General features: G+C 52.1%; 17 protein-coding genes. 6 read left to right on the forward strand and 11 right to left on the reverse strand.

All coding sequences use genetic code 11. The features are described 5' to 3' along the window. Nucleotides 1-748: 748 nt before the first annotated feature. Both NST44_RS23070 and mscL read left to right on the forward strand, forming a co-directional pair. The gene (locus tag NST44_RS23070; protein ID WP_340900690.1) at nt 749-2,542 is read left to right on the forward strand and encodes a hypothetical protein; all 1,794 of its coding nucleotides are present in this window, start codon (nt 749-751) and stop codon (nt 2,540-2,542) included. Nucleotides 2,543-2,919: 377 nt separating this feature from the next. After that, nucleotides 2,920-3,318, forward strand: a complete 399-nt coding sequence (mscL, locus tag NST44_RS23075) for a large conductance mechanosensitive channel protein MscL (protein WP_007130298.1) — start codon at nt 2,920-2,922, stop codon at nt 3,316-3,318. A 99-nt stretch (nt 3,319-3,417) separates the two neighbouring features. Here the strand turns inward: mscL and NST44_RS23080 are convergent, their stop codons facing one another. The 9 genes from NST44_RS23080 to NST44_RS23120 form a co-directional block, all read right to left on the reverse strand. After that, nucleotides 3,418-4,164, reverse strand: a complete 747-nt coding sequence (locus NST44_RS23080) for a creatininase family protein (protein WP_007130299.1) — start codon at nt 4,162-4,164, stop codon at nt 3,418-3,420. Between the two features lie 10 nt (nt 4,165-4,174). After that, a complete protein-coding gene (locus tag NST44_RS23085; protein ID WP_340900693.1) occupies nt 4,175-5,167 on the reverse strand; it encodes a phosphotriesterase family protein in 993 nt (330 codons plus the stop codon). A 58-nt stretch (nt 5,168-5,225) separates the two neighbouring features. Beyond that, nucleotides 5,226-6,524: a PTS ascorbate transporter subunit IIC gene (locus NST44_RS23090; RefSeq protein ID WP_007130301.1), complete on the reverse strand. Its 1,299-nt coding sequence runs from the start codon at nt 6,522-6,524 to the stop codon at nt 5,226-5,228. A 22-nt stretch (nt 6,525-6,546) separates the two neighbouring features. Continuing rightward, a complete protein-coding gene (locus NST44_RS23095) occupies nt 6,547-6,810 on the reverse strand; it encodes a PTS sugar transporter subunit IIB (protein WP_007130302.1) in 264 nt (87 codons plus the stop codon). 48 nt (nt 6,811-6,858) lie between these two features. Beyond that, a complete protein-coding gene (locus NST44_RS23100; protein ID WP_007130303.1) occupies nt 6,859-7,290 on the reverse strand; it encodes a PTS sugar transporter subunit IIA in 432 nt (143 codons plus the stop codon). 22 nt (nt 7,291-7,312) lie between these two features. Further along, complete coding sequence (locus tag NST44_RS23105) at nt 7,313-9,421, reverse strand: BglG family transcription antiterminator (protein ID WP_007130304.1); 2,109 nt, start codon at nt 9,419-9,421, stop codon at nt 7,313-7,315. 243 nt (nt 9,422-9,664) lie between these two features. Next, nucleotides 9,665-10,105 (reverse strand): DUF4652 domain-containing protein, encoded by a 441-nt coding sequence (locus NST44_RS23110; RefSeq protein ID WP_040738708.1) that lies wholly within the window; start codon nt 10,103-10,105, stop codon nt 9,665-9,667. 223 nt (nt 10,106-10,328) lie between these two features. Continuing rightward, nucleotides 10,329-10,739, reverse strand: coding sequence for a VOC family protein (locus NST44_RS23115; RefSeq protein ID WP_050954036.1), 411 nt, complete (start codon nt 10,737-10,739; stop codon nt 10,329-10,331). Nucleotides 10,740-10,847: 108 nt separating this feature from the next. Next, entirely contained in the window at nt 10,848-12,212 is a 1,365-nt protein-coding gene (locus NST44_RS23120; RefSeq protein WP_340900695.1) for a helix-turn-helix domain-containing protein, read from the reverse strand. A 178-nt stretch (nt 12,213-12,390) separates the two neighbouring features. On the opposite strand from NST44_RS23120, the gene NST44_RS23125 reads away from it, so the two are divergent. After that, complete coding sequence (locus NST44_RS23125) at nt 12,391-12,645, forward strand: DinB family protein (protein WP_213613848.1); 255 nt, start codon at nt 12,391-12,393, stop codon at nt 12,643-12,645. A 43-nt stretch (nt 12,646-12,688) separates the two neighbouring features. Continuing rightward, nucleotides 12,689-14,050 (forward strand): TolB family protein, encoded by a 1,362-nt coding sequence (locus NST44_RS23130; protein ID WP_340900696.1) that lies wholly within the window; start codon nt 12,689-12,691, stop codon nt 14,048-14,050. A gap of 18 nt (nt 14,051-14,068) precedes the next feature. On the opposite strand, the gene NST44_RS23135 is transcribed toward NST44_RS23130, so the two are convergent. Continuing rightward, complete coding sequence (locus tag NST44_RS23135; protein ID WP_007130310.1) at nt 14,069-14,629, reverse strand: pyridoxamine 5'-phosphate oxidase family protein; 561 nt, start codon at nt 14,627-14,629, stop codon at nt 14,069-14,071. 353 nt (nt 14,630-14,982) lie between these two features. Further along, nucleotides 14,983-16,719: an ABC transporter ATP-binding protein gene (locus NST44_RS23140; protein ID WP_340900698.1), complete on the reverse strand. Its 1,737-nt coding sequence runs from the start codon at nt 16,717-16,719 to the stop codon at nt 14,983-14,985. A 517-nt stretch (nt 16,720-17,236) separates the two neighbouring features. Here NST44_RS23140 and NST44_RS23145 point away from each other — a divergent pair. Together NST44_RS23145 and NST44_RS23150 are read left to right on the forward strand one after the other, a co-directional pair. Next, entirely contained in the window at nt 17,237-18,055 is an 819-nt protein-coding gene (locus tag NST44_RS23145) for a TerC family protein (RefSeq protein WP_007130312.1), read from the forward strand. Nucleotides 18,056-18,265: 210 nt separating this feature from the next. Beyond that, a complete protein-coding gene (locus tag NST44_RS23150) occupies nt 18,266-18,973 on the forward strand; it encodes a DUF421 domain-containing protein (protein ID WP_340900700.1) in 708 nt (235 codons plus the stop codon). The last annotated feature ends 35 nt before the right edge of the window (nt 18,974-19,008 follow it).

Consider the following 19,008-nt stretch of genomic DNA (forward strand, 5'->3'; position numbering starts at 1 on the left):
GCGCTTTACATCCGTTCGTCAGCAAAATTGAACTTATAAGCTCGCTATCCCCCTCCTCGTGCCGTAATCCGCGTGTAACGCGTCCAATTTCAATGTCAAACCGTTGGATTCGATTTCGCCTCTTCCCCCCCTTCGTGATCACGACCTTCACCATCACGACCGTCATGATCGGTAATCTATTGGACGTCCCGCCATTCGCCTTCCAAGATGAGTTGCTGGGGCTGCATCGGTTCAGCTCCTCCATCACCAACCTAGAAGCAGCTATAGGCACCTTTAGTATATGAATGCCTTCTTTTTTTCGTAAAGGAGCGTATTTCCACCATCTGTGATTTTTCGCACCCGTTGCAATTTCGAACCTGCGCAGTATTCCAAACAGCGGGCATTCGGCTTGTGGAATTTGCTAAATGGATAGAAATACATAAACACATTCGGATTTAATCTTCCCCGGGTTGGACTCTAGGACCTTTTAACGGCGAACAGCGGAAACCATGACGCATGGTTAAGGACGGACTCTGGCCCCGTAACTTTTTACCTGAGCGGTTAGCCTCAAATTTTCCAGTTTTATCAATTTTCTCTTTCAGCGTTATTTCACTTTAATCAGGGACTAGTTCCATGTTACCCGAACGTATATTCCTGATTGTGCGATAGGCAGAGTCCTGTAAGAACAAGGGCTCATCCCTTTCCAAATCATCAGTGATATAATAACCCCGTTTACAAAGAAAGAGTTTTGGAGGAATGGAGGGAAACTATGAATGTACGAGCATGCCAGAAGCTTGCCGGCCTTCTAATGGCACTGCTTCTGGTAGGGTTGCAGACACCGGCATATGCAGAGCAGGCCAAGGTGAAAGCTACCTGGGTATGGCAGACCGAATGGATCAAGGATGGCGGTGAAGAGCTCCTTGATTATTCGCATGAGGAAGGCATTAACCTGATCTATTTGCAAATTAATCGTCAAATGTCTGCAGAGATTTATCAAACCTTTGTCGAGAAGGCCCATGCGGCTAATATTGCAGTCCACGCGCTGGGGGGCGATCCGGGGTGGGCGCTTGAGAAGCATTTGCCGGATATGCTGGGCCTTGCCGATTGGGTGAATGACTATAACGCAGGCGTGCCGGAGAACGGCCGGTTTGACGGGCTCCATCTTGATATCGAGCCCTACGTGCTGCCCGAATGGGAAATTCGTCAGGAAGAGGTTATATCATCCTGGAAGAGCAATATAAGCGCTTTTCTTAGCCGTATCTCGGGAAGCGGGCTAGAGCTAGGGATCGATATCCCCTTCTGGTTTGATTCATACACCCTGGAAGACGGCACTCCGATCAATGAATGGCTCATGGGATCCTTTGACCATGTCACCGTTATGTCTTACCGGAACCAGTTGGATTCCGAGCATGGAATCCGGTCCCTGACCCAGGCTGAGCTCGAGCTGGCGGATCGGCTCGGAAAGCGGGTCGTAGTGGCGGTGAATACGAAGGAGATGCCCGGCGAAGCCCACACGACATTCCATGGACTTGGCCGGGAATATCTGTCCAGCACATTGGAACAATTATCCGCCGATCTGAGCTCTTACAGCTCATTCGCGGGACTGGCTGTCCACGATGCCCGCAGCTGGAGGGACATGCCGACAGGCGGTGACGGGGCTACACCCCCTAACGGAGAGAACCCTGCGCCGAATCCGACCCCTCCTACAACCCCTGATCCTGGTGGCGGCGGGACGGTTCCGGATGCGGACCCGATTGAGCGGGATTCCCGGGTAAGAGGCACCTATATTTGGGAAGCGCGTGACGTGGTTGAAGACGGTCAAGGCATTTTGGCGTTTGCCAAGGAGAAGAAACTGAATTGGCTGTATGTAAGGTTGGATTTGGAACAGCCGTTCGAATCGTATTCTTCCTTTGTCAAACAAGCCTCCGCAGCAGGCATTGAAGTACATGCCATGGGCGGCCATCCGATATGGGCGCTGCAGGAGAACCGTCCACGGATGATGAAACTGGTGAACTATGTAAAAGAATATAACCGCTCCGTTGCCGGCGATGAACGATTCCATGGCATTCATCTGGATATCGAGCCGTATGTCCTGCCCGCCTGGTGGGCCGATTCGGACCGGGTTATTGCGGAATGGACGTCCAATTTGGACGCCTTCGTAAGCGAGCTGAAGAAGGACTCCAGCCTTGAAGCCAGCATGGATATGGCCGTCTGGCTTGACAAGCACAAGGCTCCCGGCTCAGACATATCCCTCAGCAAATGGATGATCGACCGGATGGATCATGTATCGTTGATGGCCTTCCGTGACACCGCAGCAGGCTCGAACGGGATCGTCAGCGTCTCCAAAGAGGAAATCGGATTTGCTAATGAGCTTGGAAAGCCGATCATCCTCTCTGTAGAAATGAAAGCAAGCCATGAAGGCAACCATATCACCTTCTATGAAGAAGGCGCGGCCTACATGGAAGAAGAGCTGGCAAAGCTGCCTGAATTGCTGCAGGATTCCCCTGCTTACGCCGGCAATGTGGTTCATGCTTACGAATACTGGAAGAACGCTAAGCCTTGACGGTTTTGCGTAAATAATTTGGGGTGTCCCGCATGATCTCGGATCTGGAGGGCGCCCCTTGTTCCGTTTGGCGAGAATCGTCATCAAGGGTGTGAACTTGTCTATTTGTGTCTATGGTTGTTGAAAGAAAAAAGATTGACGAACCGAAATCTTGACGCTACCATGATGAAGGACATTTCGTAAGGGGCATTCTTCTCTCGAAATAGGTCCGATCATCGAACGGCTGGCGTTTGAACAGCGCAAAACTTCTGAAACCAAGCACATATCAGATAAGGATAATCTCGATTCCCCGTACATAGATCTGATGCTAGGGTCAGAGAATTTCAGCGCATGGATGAACGCTATTTCATCTAAAGAAGGAAAGCAGGTGATTAATTATGAATCTGTTAAAAGAATTTAAAGCCTTTGCGCTGAAGGGGAACGTATTGGATCTGGCCATCGGGGTCATCATCGGTGCCGCCTTTGGTAAAATCGTATCCTCGCTGGTTAGCGACATTATCATGCCGCTGATCGGCTTGCTGATCGGCGGCGTTGATTTATCCGGGTTGAAGACAACCCTTGGAGACGCAACGATTACGTACGGGATATTCCTGCAGACGGTCGTGGACTTTCTGATCGTATCTTTCTCGATTTTCATGTTCATTCGAACCCTCAACCGCTTCAAGCGAAAAGAAGAAGCCAAACCGGACGAGCCTCCTGCTCCATCCAAGGAAGAGGTGCTGCTAACCGAAATCCGCGATCTGCTGAAGCAGCAAAACGAAGCAGGCCGCTCGTAAGCGCTAAGGGAGTATGTTTTCGATTAATCGAAAACATACTCCCTTTTTTGATGAAGCCTGTTAAAGCCGCCCCCTTCATAAAGGCACCGAGCAGCTCCATTAAGCTTCCCTGCGCTGTTGAAGCCGCTGCTTCGCCCCAAGGATCATGGCGGTCATCGCGGCCAGCGACGCCTCGATCACTTGCTCTCCCTTCTCTTTCGTAGCCAGCGTCGCATCGCCCAAAACAGCCGAAGAGGTGAAGGTTTCCCATGGTGTTGGGGTGCAATCGGCTTCAAGCCCGATTTGGGGTATATCCCGGATCGCCTTGTCCATGTCGACATATTCTTCGGCAAGATAGAGCATGTAGGAGGTCTCAAGCTCGCATGCGTGAAAATACGATGCGTGGGTGGACGGCGTCTCGCGAATCCTGGATATGGCCTCTCCGGTACCCGGATAGAAGAAATAATAGACTTTCAATTCAGGGTGATCATTGTACAGCATTCGGGCGGCGTCTTTTAATGCGGGCATGTTCCCGAGGTGTCCGTTCAGCATGACAAAAATTCGGAAGCCTTGCCGTACCAGACTCTCGCCGATATCATAGAGGATTCGGATCAGCGCTTCATTGGATACGCTCAGGCTGCCGGGGAAATGCTGAAGACTCCAAACCTGCCCGTAAGGCAGCGTCGGCAGCGCCAGGCTGTCCGTAAGTTCTGCCAGACGCTCGGCCAGACGCTCCGCCAGCAGATTATCCGTTCCTAGCGGCAGATGGGGTCCATGCGCCTCAACGGCGCCGACCGGCAATATCGCGCAGCCCTTGCGTTTAATCAGCTCGCCGATGTCGTAAGCATTCTGCTGTTGATAATCCATCCAAATCCCCCTATCGCTTAAAAGCGAAGCAGTTTGCCGGATTATCGACGAAAAACCGGCGGATCAGCTCCTGTCCGTCAAACCCCGCCCGCTCGGCCTCATCGATGAATCGCGGCACCCATTTGGCAATGATGAACTCCAATCCGGGACCGTGGTCATAGTGCTTGTAATACGATTTGCGGGCGGTATCCCCGCTGATCAGAATTTGACCGGCGTATCCTTTGCGGACAAGCTCCAGAATGAGCTCGATCCGGGTGCTCTCTGGAGCGTATTTGATTTTGCCGATGCCATCGAACGACAAGTAGGCCCCTGTTCTTGCAATCTGTTCATGATAATACGGATCCGGATTACGATCCATATGACCGAGGCTTAAGTAACTCAGGTCCATGTTCTCGCTTCGCAGCAGCTCGATCTGCTCCAAAGCCATCGTGCCGACTTCGGTGTGGGAATGAACCGGAGCCTTCGTCTCATGATGGGCCCGGGCTACCGCGCGCAGCGTCTTCTCCTCGAGCGGGGTTATCCGGTTATATCCGGTTCCGAATTTCACCTGACCGGCGCGAAACGGCGTTCCTTCCAGACCTTCTTCCACTTCCCGGATGACGAAATCAGCCAATTCATTGATGGTAGCACTCTCAATCCATTCATAGTACGTACGGTAATTACCGATGATCGGCTTGAGCTCTTCCTTGATAGACGCATCCCAGAGGAAGCTCTTGTTAAAGCCTGCCGTCCCGATGATCCGGACGCCCGTTTGTTCCATGATGTCGTGGACGGCAGGCACGTCACGTCCGTAATCGACGGCCGTGGCGTCTACAATCGTCTGTCCCCCGTGCTTTTTGAAATCAAGGACATCCTGTTTGGATTTAGCCGGGTCATCGAGCAGGAGATCATCCTCCCCCCGCTCGGACCAGTAGGCAGGGCGGCACACGATATGCTCGTGAGAATAGGTGAAGCCTAGTTCTTCTTTGGGAATATCCGCGTCAAGCGTTCGTATAAAGCTCATGTTGTGTTCCCCTTTCTTCTCCATAATTGATTCCGATCAGGAAGATCGGCACGCCGATTCAGAACAACAGCTCCGACAAGAAGCGGATGATCGGTCCGAGGATAAACATATCCGAATCGGCGGCCCACATGGCCGTATCCGGGATGGTGGTCGAGATCAGGAATCGCACCATGATGAATTGACCCCATGCCACGACGGTAGATGTGATGAATCCGCCTAGCAGCGCTCCGCGGACGCCTCCTGTCGAATTGCCGAACACGCCGGCGGTGGCGCCATGGAAGAACAGGACGATCATCGTCGGAACAAAGATATACGACATCGTGTTCCCAAGGACGACAAGCCAGATTAACGCACCGGCGAATGCGCCGACGAATCCGAGCACGACGGCATTCGGGGCATAAGGGTAGGTCACCGGTGAATCAAGCGCAGGTTTCGCGCCAGGCACGAGCTTCGTCGCAATCCCGTTAAAAGCCGGCACCAGCTCGCCGATGAACATCCGGACCCCCAGCAGCACGATCGCGATGCCCCCGGCGAAAGTAAACGATTGCATGATGGAATAGACCAAAAAGTTCTGCTCTCCGGACTGGGCGATCAGCTCCTGTGCAGCAGGCGTTCCTTTCAGCGAGAGAATGATCGCGCCAATCAGGAACAGCACACCCATGCTAAGCGCCGTGATGACGTTCGAATCCCTTAGGAATTCAAGCCCTTTCGGTACCTTGATCTTCTCCGAATCATTCTCCTTATTGCCGATCCACTTCCCGAGCAGGGCCGCAAGCAGCGCGACGGATGCCGAGCTGTGCCCAAGCGCGATGTTATCGTTTCCGGTAATTTTTCGCATAAACGGCTGCGTGAGCGCAGGCTGAAACGTCCAGTACAGGCCAAGGATAACCGCTAGGAACAGCACAAGCTTCCATTGCGGGACGCTCCCGCCTGCCGTGTGCACGACGATGCCCGCAAATACGGTGGTGGTCCAGAACATCATATGTCCGGTCAGGTAAATATACTTGAACCGGGTAAACCGGGCGAGCAGGACGTTGATCATAAATCCGGCCAGCATCGCCAGCGTAATCGCGCTTCCGTATTGGGCATTAAACGAATCCTGGCCCAGAAACTGCCCTAGCGATTCCGATTTAAGGCCGAACACTTCCTTCCACATCGGTTCGAAAACATTGAGTGCTTTCACAATAACGTCGGATCCTGCGCCGATGATCAAGAAGCCGATAATCGCCTTGAAGGTGCCGCTGACGATCTGGCTTGCCGATTTCTTCTGCAGTAATAATCCGAGCAGAACAATGAAACCAAGCAGAACGGCAGGAGTCCCGAAAATATTCGTTGCAATCCAGGATATAACACTCACGAGCGTTCCCCCTCGTTACTTTTTATAGAGCTTCCTGAAGCTTTTCCTTGATTTCGTTCAGGTCGAAGTAATTGTTGACGATGACAATCGTAGCGGAATGGCCCGGCAGACTTTGCGCCAATTCGTTGCTGGTCACGATAAAATCAGCAGACATCCCTGAAGCCGTTGAGACATCCGTATGCTCGACGTCCGCTTGAACACCGAGATCTTTCAGCACATTCTCCACGTTCATTCGCAGAATCAAACTCGTGCCTTGTCCTAGTCCGCACACACATATGATTTTCATTTCGATTACCTCCTGTAATTTAGGTTTGATACGGATATCCATGACGGATTACTTCAATAAATTCTCAAGCTCCTCCGCGCTTTTGGCGCTGCGGATCGCTTCGATATTCGCCGGATCGGTCAGGAGCGAGGATAAGGTGCGCAGCAGCTTGATATGGTCAGAGCTTGACGATGATCCTAGCGCGAAGACCAGATCCACCGGGTCATTGTCGGCATGGCCGAACTTGACCGGCTCCTTCAATCGGGCAAAAGCGACCGCAGCTTCATGGACGCCGCTCTCCGCTTTGGCATGGGGAAGCGCAATATGCGGGGCGATCACGATGTAAGGCCCCTTCTCTCGGTAGGCCGCCAACATGGCTTCCACATAGGATGCCTCCGCCGCGCCGCTGTCCACCAGCAGCTGTCCGGCACCGCGGATGGCCTCCTCCGCATCCTTAACTTCGATATCGAGATTTACCAGGCTTTTATCAAACAAACGCATCTTGCTCCTCCTTCATGTCTCTTCATTCTTCTGAGGTCGTCGAATACTTGCGGATGAGCTGCAGCACATCCTCTTTGCTGTCCGCTTGTCCCATCAAAATGCGGTTGCCGTCGTCTCTAAGCAGATGCGTTAGCTGCGACAATGCCTTCAGATGCGACTCGCCGTCCGCGCTCACCATGACGAACAGTCCGTGAACCAAATGCCTGGATTCATCGCTGAAGGGCACGCCGCTGCGGATGCTGATCAACGCCATCGCATGACGGAAGGCTCCATCCTCCGGCTTCGCATGGGCAATGGCGATTCCTGGTGCAGTGACGATGTACGGTCCGTACCGCTCGACGTTATCGATCATCGCCTGAACGTACTGCGTCTGGATACACCCTTCTTTCACCAGCGGATCGGCGGCTGTACGAATCGCGCTTCGCCAATCGGAAACGCTGTCGAGTATTTGTATTCGCGATGCAGGCAGCAGCTCCGCAAGCGTTGGTTTGTAGTCTGCGGGTGCGATGCTTTTCGCCGCCGTCAGATACCGCTGAATCTCTTCCAGCAGCAGCGCTTTGTCGGGAATCTCGACATGCTTTCCTACCAGATCGACGATGGCCTGCGCGGAAGGTCCGGGCAGCGGTCCGCCGTTCCCTTTAATGTAAGGGGTCAGCTGATTCAGCAAGTGAACCTTCTCGGTATCGTTCAGAACCGCCGGAACGGTAAATACGGGAACCTTGCTGCCATGAAGCGGGACTGTGGAAAAGACGAAATCAACGCTTCGTTCAAACGTCTCGTATTGCCGCAGCGACAGGATCGCAACCAAATCAACGGACGGGAGCAGCTGCTCGATCTGAACCTTGAGCAGCCGGGAAGCGGATATGCCGTTAACGCATACGATGACCGCTGTCTTCCGGGGCGACAATACGATGTCTTGACTGCGTATCCAGCCGCCGAAATGCATCGTCAGATATGAGATTTCATGCTCGCTCAGCGGACGGCCCAGCAGCCCTTCCAATGGCTGAGCCGATTGCTTCGTCAGCTCGAATATCTCCCGGTATTTCACCATGATCGTCTCCGCCAACGGATTATCTGCCGGGATCCCGTACTTTGCACGGTAATATAATGACTTCACATGAAGCACGAGCGGCTTCTCAAGCTCCGCCCGGTTGCGGAAATGAACGCAGCCCTGATGCTCAAAGGCCTCGATCATCCGTCGAACCGCTTCCCGGACCCGCCTCGCTTCCTGGCTGTCCGGTTCGACCTCGAGCTTGTTCACTTTGCCCGTCAGCAGCTGGATCGTAATATAACACACCTCATCTTCCGGCAAATCCGCTCCTGCCAATGACCCCAGGCGTCCCGCGATTTCCTGAGCCGCCCGGTATTGCGGGACCTGCAGCAGCGCCGATTTCTCCTCGTCATCCAGCTCGACTGGGTGCCCTTGGAGAAATCTGCTCGTGTACAGGATTAACCGGGACGCCAGATGGGCAATGGTCTCATCGGACAATTCCATACCGATCAAGCGTTCGCCGGATGCGATCATGTCATATACCGCGGACCACTGCTCTGTTTCCAGCATCATCGCAGATGCGCGGAACAGTTCCTCCGTCATCAGCTGCTCGATTCGAACTCGAATCCCTTCGGTGCTGACGGAGGGAAGCAAATCATTCAAAAAGGAGGATATCGCAGCTCTTACATCCTTCTCGTTCCCCTGCACGGTATAGCCCCGTTTGCGTTCATAAACGATCTGTAAGCAAAAACGTCTCAACTCGCTGCGAAGCTCCTTCAGCTCCGAATGGGCGGTGCCCCGGCTGACCTGCAGCAGCTCCTCCATATGATGCAGATACATCGGCTCGCTGCGGCTGATCAAGTGCAGGCCGAGCCATGCCTTGCGTTCCTCGCGGGAAAGATAGTAGTGGGTCGCCGGAACGTCTTTCATCCGTTTCGGCAGCTCCGACCGCGTTTTCTGAGGCAGCAGGTACCCGGTTTCCCGAACGTATGCGACCGGCGGCAGCTGCTGAAAGCGCAGCCATCCGTTGATTTTATCCATATCGTAATAAACCGTTCGTTTGGAGATGTTGAAGGTATCCATCATTTCCTGGATCGGAACGTAGTCGGCCGTTTTCTGCAGAAGCTCCAGGATCGACATGCTGCGTTCATCAAGAATGGTGACCCCTCCTTTCTTATTGCGGGTATCCCTGCTTGCAATGAATTATACGTTAGCAGCGAGGCATGACAACAGCGCAAACCTCGTACGGTTTCGTGTGCAAAATTATACGGATCCCCAAATTCGGCTTTTGGGAAGTCCAGCATAACATGCGTTAAGGCCGGCATCAAAAAAAGAACCTGCGGGATAAAATGCCTGCGAGGTCCTTTCGCTATTTATATTGGATTATTCCAGAAATTTACTAACTGGGAAATTGACGTTTTGAGTACCCGTAATCTCCATAAAATTATTGTCATAGGTTTCGATCTTTAATTGGATCAAGGCTTCTTGCAGGGTAATCGAGGCGATATGCTGCGTTTCTTGAACTGCATATTTCTCCTGCATATTTTCGCTATTCAACGAATAGACAAAAAGCTGCCTTGTGGAAGGAATGGTTCCATATTTATTGCCCGTGGAGATCAGCAGATGTGCGTCATCCAGCCAATACACTCTTTTCGGCGAAAGATCAGAAGGAAAGTCATCCGATGACAATATTTTGTTCGTATTGTTCCGGGTATGATCGTACAGCCAAATTTCGCCCGACAATTCGAATTCGAACGGAGCGATAAAAGCTAATTTGAGTCCATCCGGCGAAACCATCGGTTTGGATGGAAAAGCGCTGGCCAATATGATTTACCACATTATAAACGGGTACGGCTCGTCAGAGGTTACGAGAAGATGAGGTTTCGGTATCGAAAGTGCAAACAATGGCATGTAGCAATTCTCTCGCCGTCCTGAACAAGCCGCTGGTCGGCAATGTGATTGCTGTTCTGCATATGCCGAATAAGCCGGCGGTATCCGCCGGCTTTATTCATCTTTGATGGGATCTTCTTGTGTGGACGAAATCTTATTATTCTTTGCAGATCATCAGCTTGTTTCCATCCGGATCCTTGACTACGAACCAGTGGTCGTGCTCGATCTCCGTTACGATTTCTGCGCCCAGCTCCTTCATGTACGTATAAGCTCCTTGCAAGTCTTGCGTCAGGAGCATGAAGGCAGGCGTCTCGATATGCGGCGCTCCCTCTTCCCGACCGCCACTCCACATTGGCATCGTATCCAGGATAATCCCGGTCCCCTCCATCGGCAGCGGACATAAATGACCGTTCAGGATCGAACATTCCTCTTCATTTAATCCAAGCATGCGGCAGTACCAGGCACGGGATCGTTCGATATCGCGGACCGGCACGAAAATGCTCCCTACTTTATTCATGATCGGGCTGGCGGATGACAGTCCATCCGCTTCTTTCCGAGATCCGTTCATACTAGTTCCTCCGTTCAGCAATTTCATCACTCGAGGTGCCTTGAAGGGGCGGTATCCTTCGGGCATTTCCTGTTCTTTTCTCCTCAGCGGATTCATAGTCGTCTCTCCTTATCCATGTGATCGGGTTATCGGCACGCAGCAGAACGCATACGATCGGAAGCGAGAACTAGAGAGCTGCGTAGATCCGTTCGATTGAGGCAGATAACGAATGAGCCAAGATCGGCCAGCGTCTGGACTATAGTCTGCCGAGGCCTCCAACCAGCGATTCAAGACCGCCAGCACACCAGTCATCGTACCGCCCGCCTCTGAAGCCAAGCATGCGTATAAGCCCCCATCAAGCCGGGTAAGCCTACCGTTATCCGCTGGTGATCGCCTGTATCCTTGCGGGAGAGCTATGAAGACTTCGCAAGCGGATGGTTCATCATCTGTCGTAGCTTTCCGCCAGCTCATAAACACTGCGAAGCCGTCATCCCCGTCCCATCCGCTGCTCTTCAACCACTCGATCGCAGCCTGGTCGGCACGTATTATCGACCCGGACCCTTCGGCCCGAAACGCCAAGACGTCGACCGGCTTGAGCTCAACGATTTCTATGGGTTGTGTCTTCCGGCTGCGTACCACCGGGAGATAAAGATGCACCTGCATGATCTGATCTCCCTTGAACACAAATTGTTCAAAAAGCCGGTCCGAGGCTGGTTCGAACCGGCTCCCCGGAAGCCAGCCGGAATAGAGCCTGTTCCAGTCCTCGACAATCTGCTCAGCCGACAAAGCACGGGCTCTGCAGCTGGCAAACACCCCACCCTGAAGATCAACGGGCTTTAGCTCCGGATGAACGATGCCTCCCGGACCGAACGGGATATCAGGAGCAAGCAGCTGATACCCAAACAAAGGCCTCCCCTCGTCAAGATCGACGTTCCAGCCGAATACACTCATGTCACAAAGCTCCTGTCCCCTTGCGGCCAAGCATGCGCGAAAACGTTTCAGGGCATCTTCTTCCAGTCCATCCTCTCGCTCCGAAACATGCAAGTATCCGATTCCTTTTCGAGGCGGCAGCCGGACAATTCGGATATCCGAATGCGCATGCTGGCCGAACACCTGCTTCTCATGGGAGGTGCCGCTATCTTCGAGCGGGAGGCGTTCGAAGCTGAAGAAGGATTCCGCGTCCCGATATTCGGTCGGTGTCAGTCCCGTGTATCGCTTGAATGCCTTCAAGAAAGCTCGATAGGTCTCGAAACCGCATCGGATTGCGATATCCATTGCCCCCAAGTCGGTTGTACGCAGCAAGCCGGCAGCCTCGCTGGTTCTGCGTTTGCGTATGTATTCTTTGACCGGATGGCCAGTCAAGCTGTAGAACACCCGGTACAGGTGGGCTACCGAGACCCCAGCCGTCTTGGCGATATCGGACAGATCCAGGGGCTCGTCAAGAAACTCCTCCATATAATCCATGGCTCGCCTGACAATGTCGCTTGTATGCATGCTGCTTATCTCCCCGCTTGCAACGTTGATAATCATGATCTTTTGAAACTATGATAGCAAACTTAGCTGCGATGCGACTGAACAATTTTCTCATTTTTAGAATCTCTTCGGGAAAGGAAATGCGGAGCTGGTATTGAAAATGCATAAGATGATTGCGAATAGATAAGGGTCCCCACCGATGAAAAAACGGCACGAGATTTTATTCAAACAGTTAGAGAGCTATCGCAGCACGGTTATGGACGCACTGAGGGATGTTACGGATGAGGAAGCCGATCTAGTCCCTTCGGGTTTCAATAACAATATACGGTGGAATGCAGGCCATATCTTTCTCGATCAATACCTGTGGATCCAGGTGCTCACTAAAGAAAAAATGGATCCGCATGAAATAAAATGCGCAACCGAGGCTTCCGATTCGCCTATTTCGGACGAATGAATACACTATAGGATCATCGTTCACGAAAGGTGGATCCCTAGGGATGAATAACATGGAAGATGCAATTCTATTTACGGCAGCTTCTGGGAGCACGGCTTACGACATCTGGATGTACCGGCTTGCAGACGGCCGCATATTCAGGCTGACCGAGAATCTGGGCGAAGCGCATTCCATTCCATACTGGTCGCCGGACACCCGCTTTGTATCCTTCATCGGCCGTAACGGTATTGTGTTTGTGTTGGATATGCAGGACGGCAACCTGGCCCGCATCGATCAGATCGAGCCCTATACGCTGCTGAGCTGGTCGCCGGACAGCAGGTATTTGACCTACGTAAAGGGCAGCCGGATCGTCATCTACGACATTCGCTTACATGTCAGCACTGCGATCGTTCACGAGGGGGCCGCCGATGTCCAGTGGTTTCCTTCCAGGGAAGCGCTCCTCTATGCCGCCCCGGATGAAATGGGAAACGTGCAGCTATTCCGAACCGACATAGCTGGCACAGACAGGGTTCAATTAACGCAGAATACCGCAGGTCCGCTTCACGACGTCAGGATTTCCCCTGACGGGCAGTTTGCGCTCTATACATCGCCGGGAGTCAGCATATCCTTGATATCGGTTGTCAACCTGGCAACGGGCGAGCGCCGTCAGCTCGAAGGCGGTCCGCAGGCCAAAAACTATTATCCCGCATGGTCGCCGGACTCCTCTCTAATCTCGTATAGTGCGACGGATTTGATTCAGAATCAGTATATTTCTTACATCCAGACCGATGCTCGGAATGGGGGGCAGCAGCGAACACTGGCGATCTCAAGCTGCTTCGCAACGCCGGTAAGCTGGTCGCCGGACGGCAGTCGCATCGCTTATTTATCGGGCTGCGGCGAACAAGAGCCTGCATCTCAAATTTGGATCGTGGATACAGCAGCCTCCTTACCACCTGTTAAAATCGTTGATGCAGGACGAATTACGGCTTTAGCGTGGTCACCGCCAAGACCGGCTATCCATCCGTACCGCTTATATCGCAATTCAGCGTACAACGTATCATTCTACTACCCAATGAATTGGGTGCGGGTGACCGATGAGCGATACGAAGGCCCGGACGGTTTTTTCCAAATATCCGCCATCATGTCCGAAGCGGACATCCACGAAGTGTGCAGATCGGAGGCATTTCATCCCTTAAGACCCTATGGCAGCAATCCGAGGATCATCCCGGCCGTCATTCAGTCTCAAGCTGCCTGCTATATATTCCCTTCCGCAGATCAGCCCGCCGAAATGGGGAACCAGTCCGCACTGATCGTTAAATATCCGGAGCCGGTTGTTATTCAAGGCAGCTCTTATCCTTATTTTATTTTATGGGCGGATCGAGGCCACATCCTTCAGCTCAGCCGGACGCTCAAGTTCATTCGTTAAATAAAAAACTCCCTAGTTCTACTTACCGATTCTCCTTCCCAGAGGGGTTGGCAATCCGTCGATGGTATGCATGTTTTTCTCCTGCCAATAACTCGCGAGCCCCTCTTCCCCTTTATGCTCCGCCCATCGCTGGAGTGTGTCCCGTTCCTTCTCATAAGTCATGAAAGGCACGGCATAACCGCATGAAGTCTGTACCTTGTGCACGTCAACGACAATAATTTGCCTCGCGCCGGCAATTGGCTCGAAGCGGCTGTACAGCTCTTCCCATCGCTCGTCTCCAGGCAGCAGAACCGTTCCGGTCCCATAGAGGCGCAAAATGTTAGGAGGGCCTTCAAACGCGCAGAACATAACCGTAATCCGGCCATTCTCCACAATATGAGCGCTTGTCTCATTCCCGCTCCCGGTCAGATCCAGGTATGCAACTTGATTCTCGGACAGGATGCGAAAGGTATCATACCCCTTCGGCGACAGATTCACATGCCCATCAGGCGACGATGCCGCAGTCCCGACAAAAAACAGATGCTGTTTCCGGATAAACGCCATATGCTCCGGGAGCATGGACGGAAATTGTTTCCCCATTTCAATAGGCCTCCTCTTATAGATTGGCATCACGCCCAAAGCCGCCCTGCCACCCATACTAATAAAATACGGCAGTGTATACAGGCATGTTCAGCCCTTATCGCTGCGGCAATGTTTACGCTATAGAGCGTACTTCGAATAAATTATGTACATTGTACTCGATGAAGGAAGACAAATAAACCATATTTTGGCCCCCGAGGAATAGCGATCCAATGTCCTGTCAGATGGAACAGGAAGAAAGCCTGCTTTCGCAGGCTTTCCATGAAAATCGCGCCGGCAACCGGTTAACAGCATGCCAACGCACCGCGATGGTGTTTTTTTCAAGCCCCTGACTTGCATGCCTTAACTGATCCTCAAACGCGCAGCTGCATTTCATATAAATGGGCGTATCGCCCTTTCTTCCCGATCAGCTCTTCGTGCGTTCCCTGCTCCTCAATTCCGTCATCGGATAGGACGATAATCCGCTGCGCGTTGCGGACGGTCGACAGACGATGGGCAATGACGATTGTTGTCCGGTTCTCGCTCAGCTGTTCCAGCGATTGCTGGACTGCCCGCTCGCTCTCGTTATCCAATGAGCTTGTCGCTTCGTCGAAAATGATAATCGGCGGATTCTTCAAAAACACACGCGCAATGCTGAGCCGCTGCTTCTGTCCGCCCGACAATTTGACGCTGCGTTGACCGATATCCGTGTCATACCCGCCGGGCAATGCCATGATGAAATCATGGGCATTCGCCCTTTTTGCCGCCTCCACGATCTCCTCCATGCTTGCCTCCATGTTCCCATACCGAATATTGTCTGCAACCGTTCCGGAGAACAAATATACATCCTGTTGAACGATGCCAATGCTTCTCCGAAGCGAGCGCAGCGTAACATCGCGGATGGGGATGCCGTCAATGAGAATGCTGCCTTCGCTCGTTTCATAGAATCTTGGGATCAAGGAGCAGAAGGTGGTTTTGCCGACCCCGGACGGCCCGACAAGGGCAATATACTCCCCGGGTTTGATGTGGAGCGACACATGTTTAAGGACCTCGCCGTAATCCTCCTTATACTTAAAGCTTACATTCCGGAATTCCACGCTGCCGCGCACATGGGCCAGTTCAATGGCATCAGGGGCGTCCACGATGTCCGGCTCGACCTCCAGAATCTCCATAAACCGGTCGAATCCGGTGATGCCCTCCTGGTATAACCTCGCAAAATTTACCAGCCGCTGTATCGGTTCAATCAGGATGCCGATGCACAGGAAAAAGGTCAGCAGGTCCGCAAGCTCAAGCGAAGCATCCACGATCGCCGCACCGCCGAAGACGATCACTGCAATGGTGATCAGCTGCGTAAACCCGACCAAGCCTTCATGAAAATAAGTCTCGCTCTTATACCCTTCTCTCCTGCTGTCGACAAAGCGGCGGTTCTCGTATTCGAACTTCTCCTTCTCCACCTGCTCGTTCGAAAACGACTTCACGACCCGGATGCCGGACAAGGAATCCTCTACTTGGGCATTGATGTCCCCGATCCGGTCCTTGCTGACCCGGAGCGCCTTGTTCATTCTCTTATTGAAATAGAACGCGAACACGGCCATCACCGGAAAGAACATAAAAACGATGAATGTAAGCTTTACGTCAATATACATCAAAATGATGAAGGCACCGGTAAATTTCAGCACGGATATCGCCAGGTCCTCCGGACCGTGATGATACAATTCGGTCAGTGAAAGGATGTCATTGGTGGCACGGGTCATCAGCTGCCCGGTTTTATGCTCGTCGTAAAAGCTGAACGAAAGCTTCTGGAAATGGTCAAACAATTCACTTCTCATGTCCCGTTCCATGTAAGCGCCCATCATATGCCCTTTATAGGAGATGAACATATCGCACAGGGTGTGGATGATCACCATACCCAGCATGACCACCCCCATCAAGTAGATCTGACTGAGCGCATCCGGCCTTTGTTCCTCCAGGACATTGATCGTAATATACCTTACGCATAACGGCAGCAGGAGCGTAATGGCCGATACGATGAATGCGCAGGCCAAATCAGCCGCGAGCAGCCCGATATACGGCTTGTAATACGACAAGAATTTTCTCGTTCGGGAATTCAAATAGGATCTCCTCCGCGTTGGAGGGTTAGATTGTCATACCCCTCCTGCTTTTTTTGATGGTGGCGTATCCTGTTCTTCTCATTTTCAACACCCTTCCTGTTTATGGTTATTAACATCATACGCCGAATTTGGCCGACGCATATATGTAACAAATATTTATATTTGAATAATCCCGTGATTCAAGGGAACGTCCCTATCTTTCAACCGATCGATTCTTTTAGCTTCGGACATATTCTATAAAAAATTTCTTGACTTCCCGCTTCGAATTTTATATCTTTATATCACGGCTTAGCTGATCCAAATGTTTGCTAAGCATGAACGTGATTAAAGGGGAGTAGCTGCTACAACAAAGTCGTCAGTTCGAGATTATTCTCCGGCTTTGTTGGCAACGATTCGTTGTTAGCGAGACCTTTACCACACAGACACTGTGGTGAAGGTCTCTTTTTGTGTGTTTGAGACCTTCACCTGCGGTGAAGGTTTTTTTTATGCTCGTCAATAAGTCTTAGGAGGATGTGGAATGGAGCTATTATTAGAGTACGGATGGGTGCTGCTTGTGCTCGTTGCGCTCGAAGGACTGCTGGCGGCGGATAACGCGCTGGTCCTGGCGATCATGGTCAAGCATCTGCCTGAAGCTCAGCGCAAAAAGGCGCTCTTTTACGGCTTGCTCGGTGCGTTTGTGTTCCGTCTCGGATCGCTGTTTGTCATCTCGTTCTTGGTGGACGTATGGCAGGTACAGGCAATCGGTGCCCTCTACCTTCTGTACATTTCGATCAATCACACCCTGAAGCACTTCATTAAAGGCAAGAAGCCAACCGAGGACGCGGAACCGAAGCCGGAGAAACCGAAGAAACAATCCGGCTTCTGGATGACCGTATTCAAGGTCGAGGTAGCCGACATTGCCTTTGCCGTGGACTCGATTCTCGCAGCGGTTGCCCTTGCGGTCGCGCTTCCGCCGAGCGGCATCCCGAATATCGGAGGCCTGGATGGAGGACAATTCATCGTTATCTTCCTTGGCGGATTCATCGGCCTGATCATTATGCGTTTTGCAGCGTCCTATTTCGTTAAGCTGCTGCAGCAGCGCCCTGGACTTGAAGTTGCGGCGTTTATTATTGTCGGTTGGGTCGGTATCAAGCTCGCCGTGATTACCTTGGCGCATCCGGATGTTGCAATCATTAATCATCATTTCCCTGAGAATCCGATCTGGAAAGCGATCTTCTATGTCGTTCTTGTCCTGATTGCGCTCATTGGGTGGTTCACCTCCTCGAAGCGGGAAGTCAGCAGTGACCAGAATGCCGTTAAAGAAGTGGAAGAGCAGCAGCCGGGAAATTCCTTCTGATCATTCAAGCTCCATACAGCAAATTAATAATGAAACGGCCTGTCATCCGGAATAGAACCGGTTGTTGACAGGCCGTTTTTATATGACAGTATACAGGCAGTCCCCTTTACGCGGCAAAGCCATGCCAGCCTACTTGTTTACGGGGCTCGCTTCCCGTTTAATACATTAGCAAATTCGATTCCTTCATCCCAAGCTTAGGAGGCTTTAGCCATGGACATGTTTATAGATTTGAGTATGAAACTGGTGATCAGCTTCTTCGGGTTATGGGTCATCACGTTCATTACAGGACGGAAAACGCTCAGTCAGCTAACGCCGCTTGATTTCCTGTCTTCCTTAATATTAAGCGAAATCGTAGGCAACACCTTGTACGACGACGGCGTTCACATTACGCACTTGTTATTCGCGCTGACGCTATGGACCTCGCTTTCCTACCTCTTCGAGAAGGCAACGACGCATTTCGTAAAGTTCGGTTATTTAACGGAAGGCCGGGCCGTTCTGCTCATCGACAATGGGAGACTGAACCAGAAGTGGCTCGACAAATACGATATTGAATACAAGCAGCTATTATCCATGCTTCGGCGGCAAAACATTTTCTCGCTCCAGGAGGTTAAATTTGCGATTCTGGAAACGGACGGCTCGTTGTCTGTCATGAAGAAGCCTGAATTCGAGCCTCCTTCCGCCAAGGACCTAGGCGTTTCGTCCGGGCCTGACGCCTTCACCGTAACGGTGATCGATAAAGGTAAGATCCTGGAGGAATCCATGCTGGGCCGGAGGATCGATCCCGAGCTCGTGAAGAGAAAAGCACGGGAACAAGGCTTCGAGCGCATGGATGACATCGCCTACGCCAAGTACGGCGATGACGGAGAACTCCGCATCTACTCCAAGCATGAAGTCCGGAATGGACGCCGTGACGGGTGATAAACGTAAAAAAGCCGATCCCTTGGGTGATATTA

This window comes from Paenibacillus sp. FSL W8-0919 (assembly GCF_038003785.1).
GTDB classification, from domain to species: Bacteria; Bacillota; Bacilli; order Paenibacillales; family Paenibacillaceae; genus Paenibacillus_AQ; species Paenibacillus_AQ lactis.

Coding starts and splice junctions, on each gene's coding strand:
- NST44_RS23070 (WP_340900690.1), top strand. CDS start 749: ATGAATGTACGAGCATGCCAGAAGCTTGCCGGCCTTCTAATGGCACTG.
- mscL (WP_007130298.1), top strand. CDS start 2,920: ATGAATCTGTTAAAAGAATTTAAAGCCTTTGCGCTGAAGGGGAACGTA.
- NST44_RS23080 (WP_007130299.1), bottom strand. CDS start 4,164: ATGGATTATCAACAGCAGAATGCTTACGACATCGGCGAGCTGATTAAA.
- NST44_RS23085 (WP_340900693.1), bottom strand. CDS start 5,167: ATGAGCTTTATACGAACGCTTGACGCGGATATTCCCAAAGAAGAACTA.
- NST44_RS23095 (WP_007130302.1), bottom strand. CDS start 6,810: ATGAAAATCATATGTGTGTGCGGACTAGGACAAGGCACGAGTTTGATT.
- NST44_RS23100 (WP_007130303.1), bottom strand. CDS start 7,290: ATGCGTTTGTTTGATAAAAGCCTGGTAAATCTCGATATCGAAGTTAAG.
- NST44_RS23105 (WP_007130304.1), bottom strand. CDS start 9,421: ATGTCGATCCTGGAGCTTCTGCAGAAAACGGCCGACTACGTTCCGATC.
- NST44_RS23115 (WP_050954036.1), bottom strand. CDS start 10,739: ATGAACGGATCTCGGAAAGAAGCGGATGGACTGTCATCCGCCAGCCCG.
- NST44_RS23120 (WP_340900695.1), bottom strand. CDS start 12,212: ATGCATACAAGCGACATTGTCAGGCGAGCCATGGATTATATGGAGGAG.
- NST44_RS23125 (WP_213613848.1), top strand. CDS start 12,391: ATGAAAAAACGGCACGAGATTTTATTCAAACAGTTAGAGAGCTATCGC.
- NST44_RS23130 (WP_340900696.1), top strand. CDS start 12,689: ATGAATAACATGGAAGATGCAATTCTATTTACGGCAGCTTCTGGGAGC.
- NST44_RS23135 (WP_007130310.1), bottom strand. CDS start 14,629: ATGGGGAAACAATTTCCGTCCATGCTCCCGGAGCATATGGCGTTTATC.
- NST44_RS23145 (WP_007130312.1), top strand. CDS start 17,237: ATGGAGCTATTATTAGAGTACGGATGGGTGCTGCTTGTGCTCGTTGCG.
- NST44_RS23150 (WP_340900700.1), top strand. CDS start 18,266: ATGGACATGTTTATAGATTTGAGTATGAAACTGGTGATCAGCTTCTTC.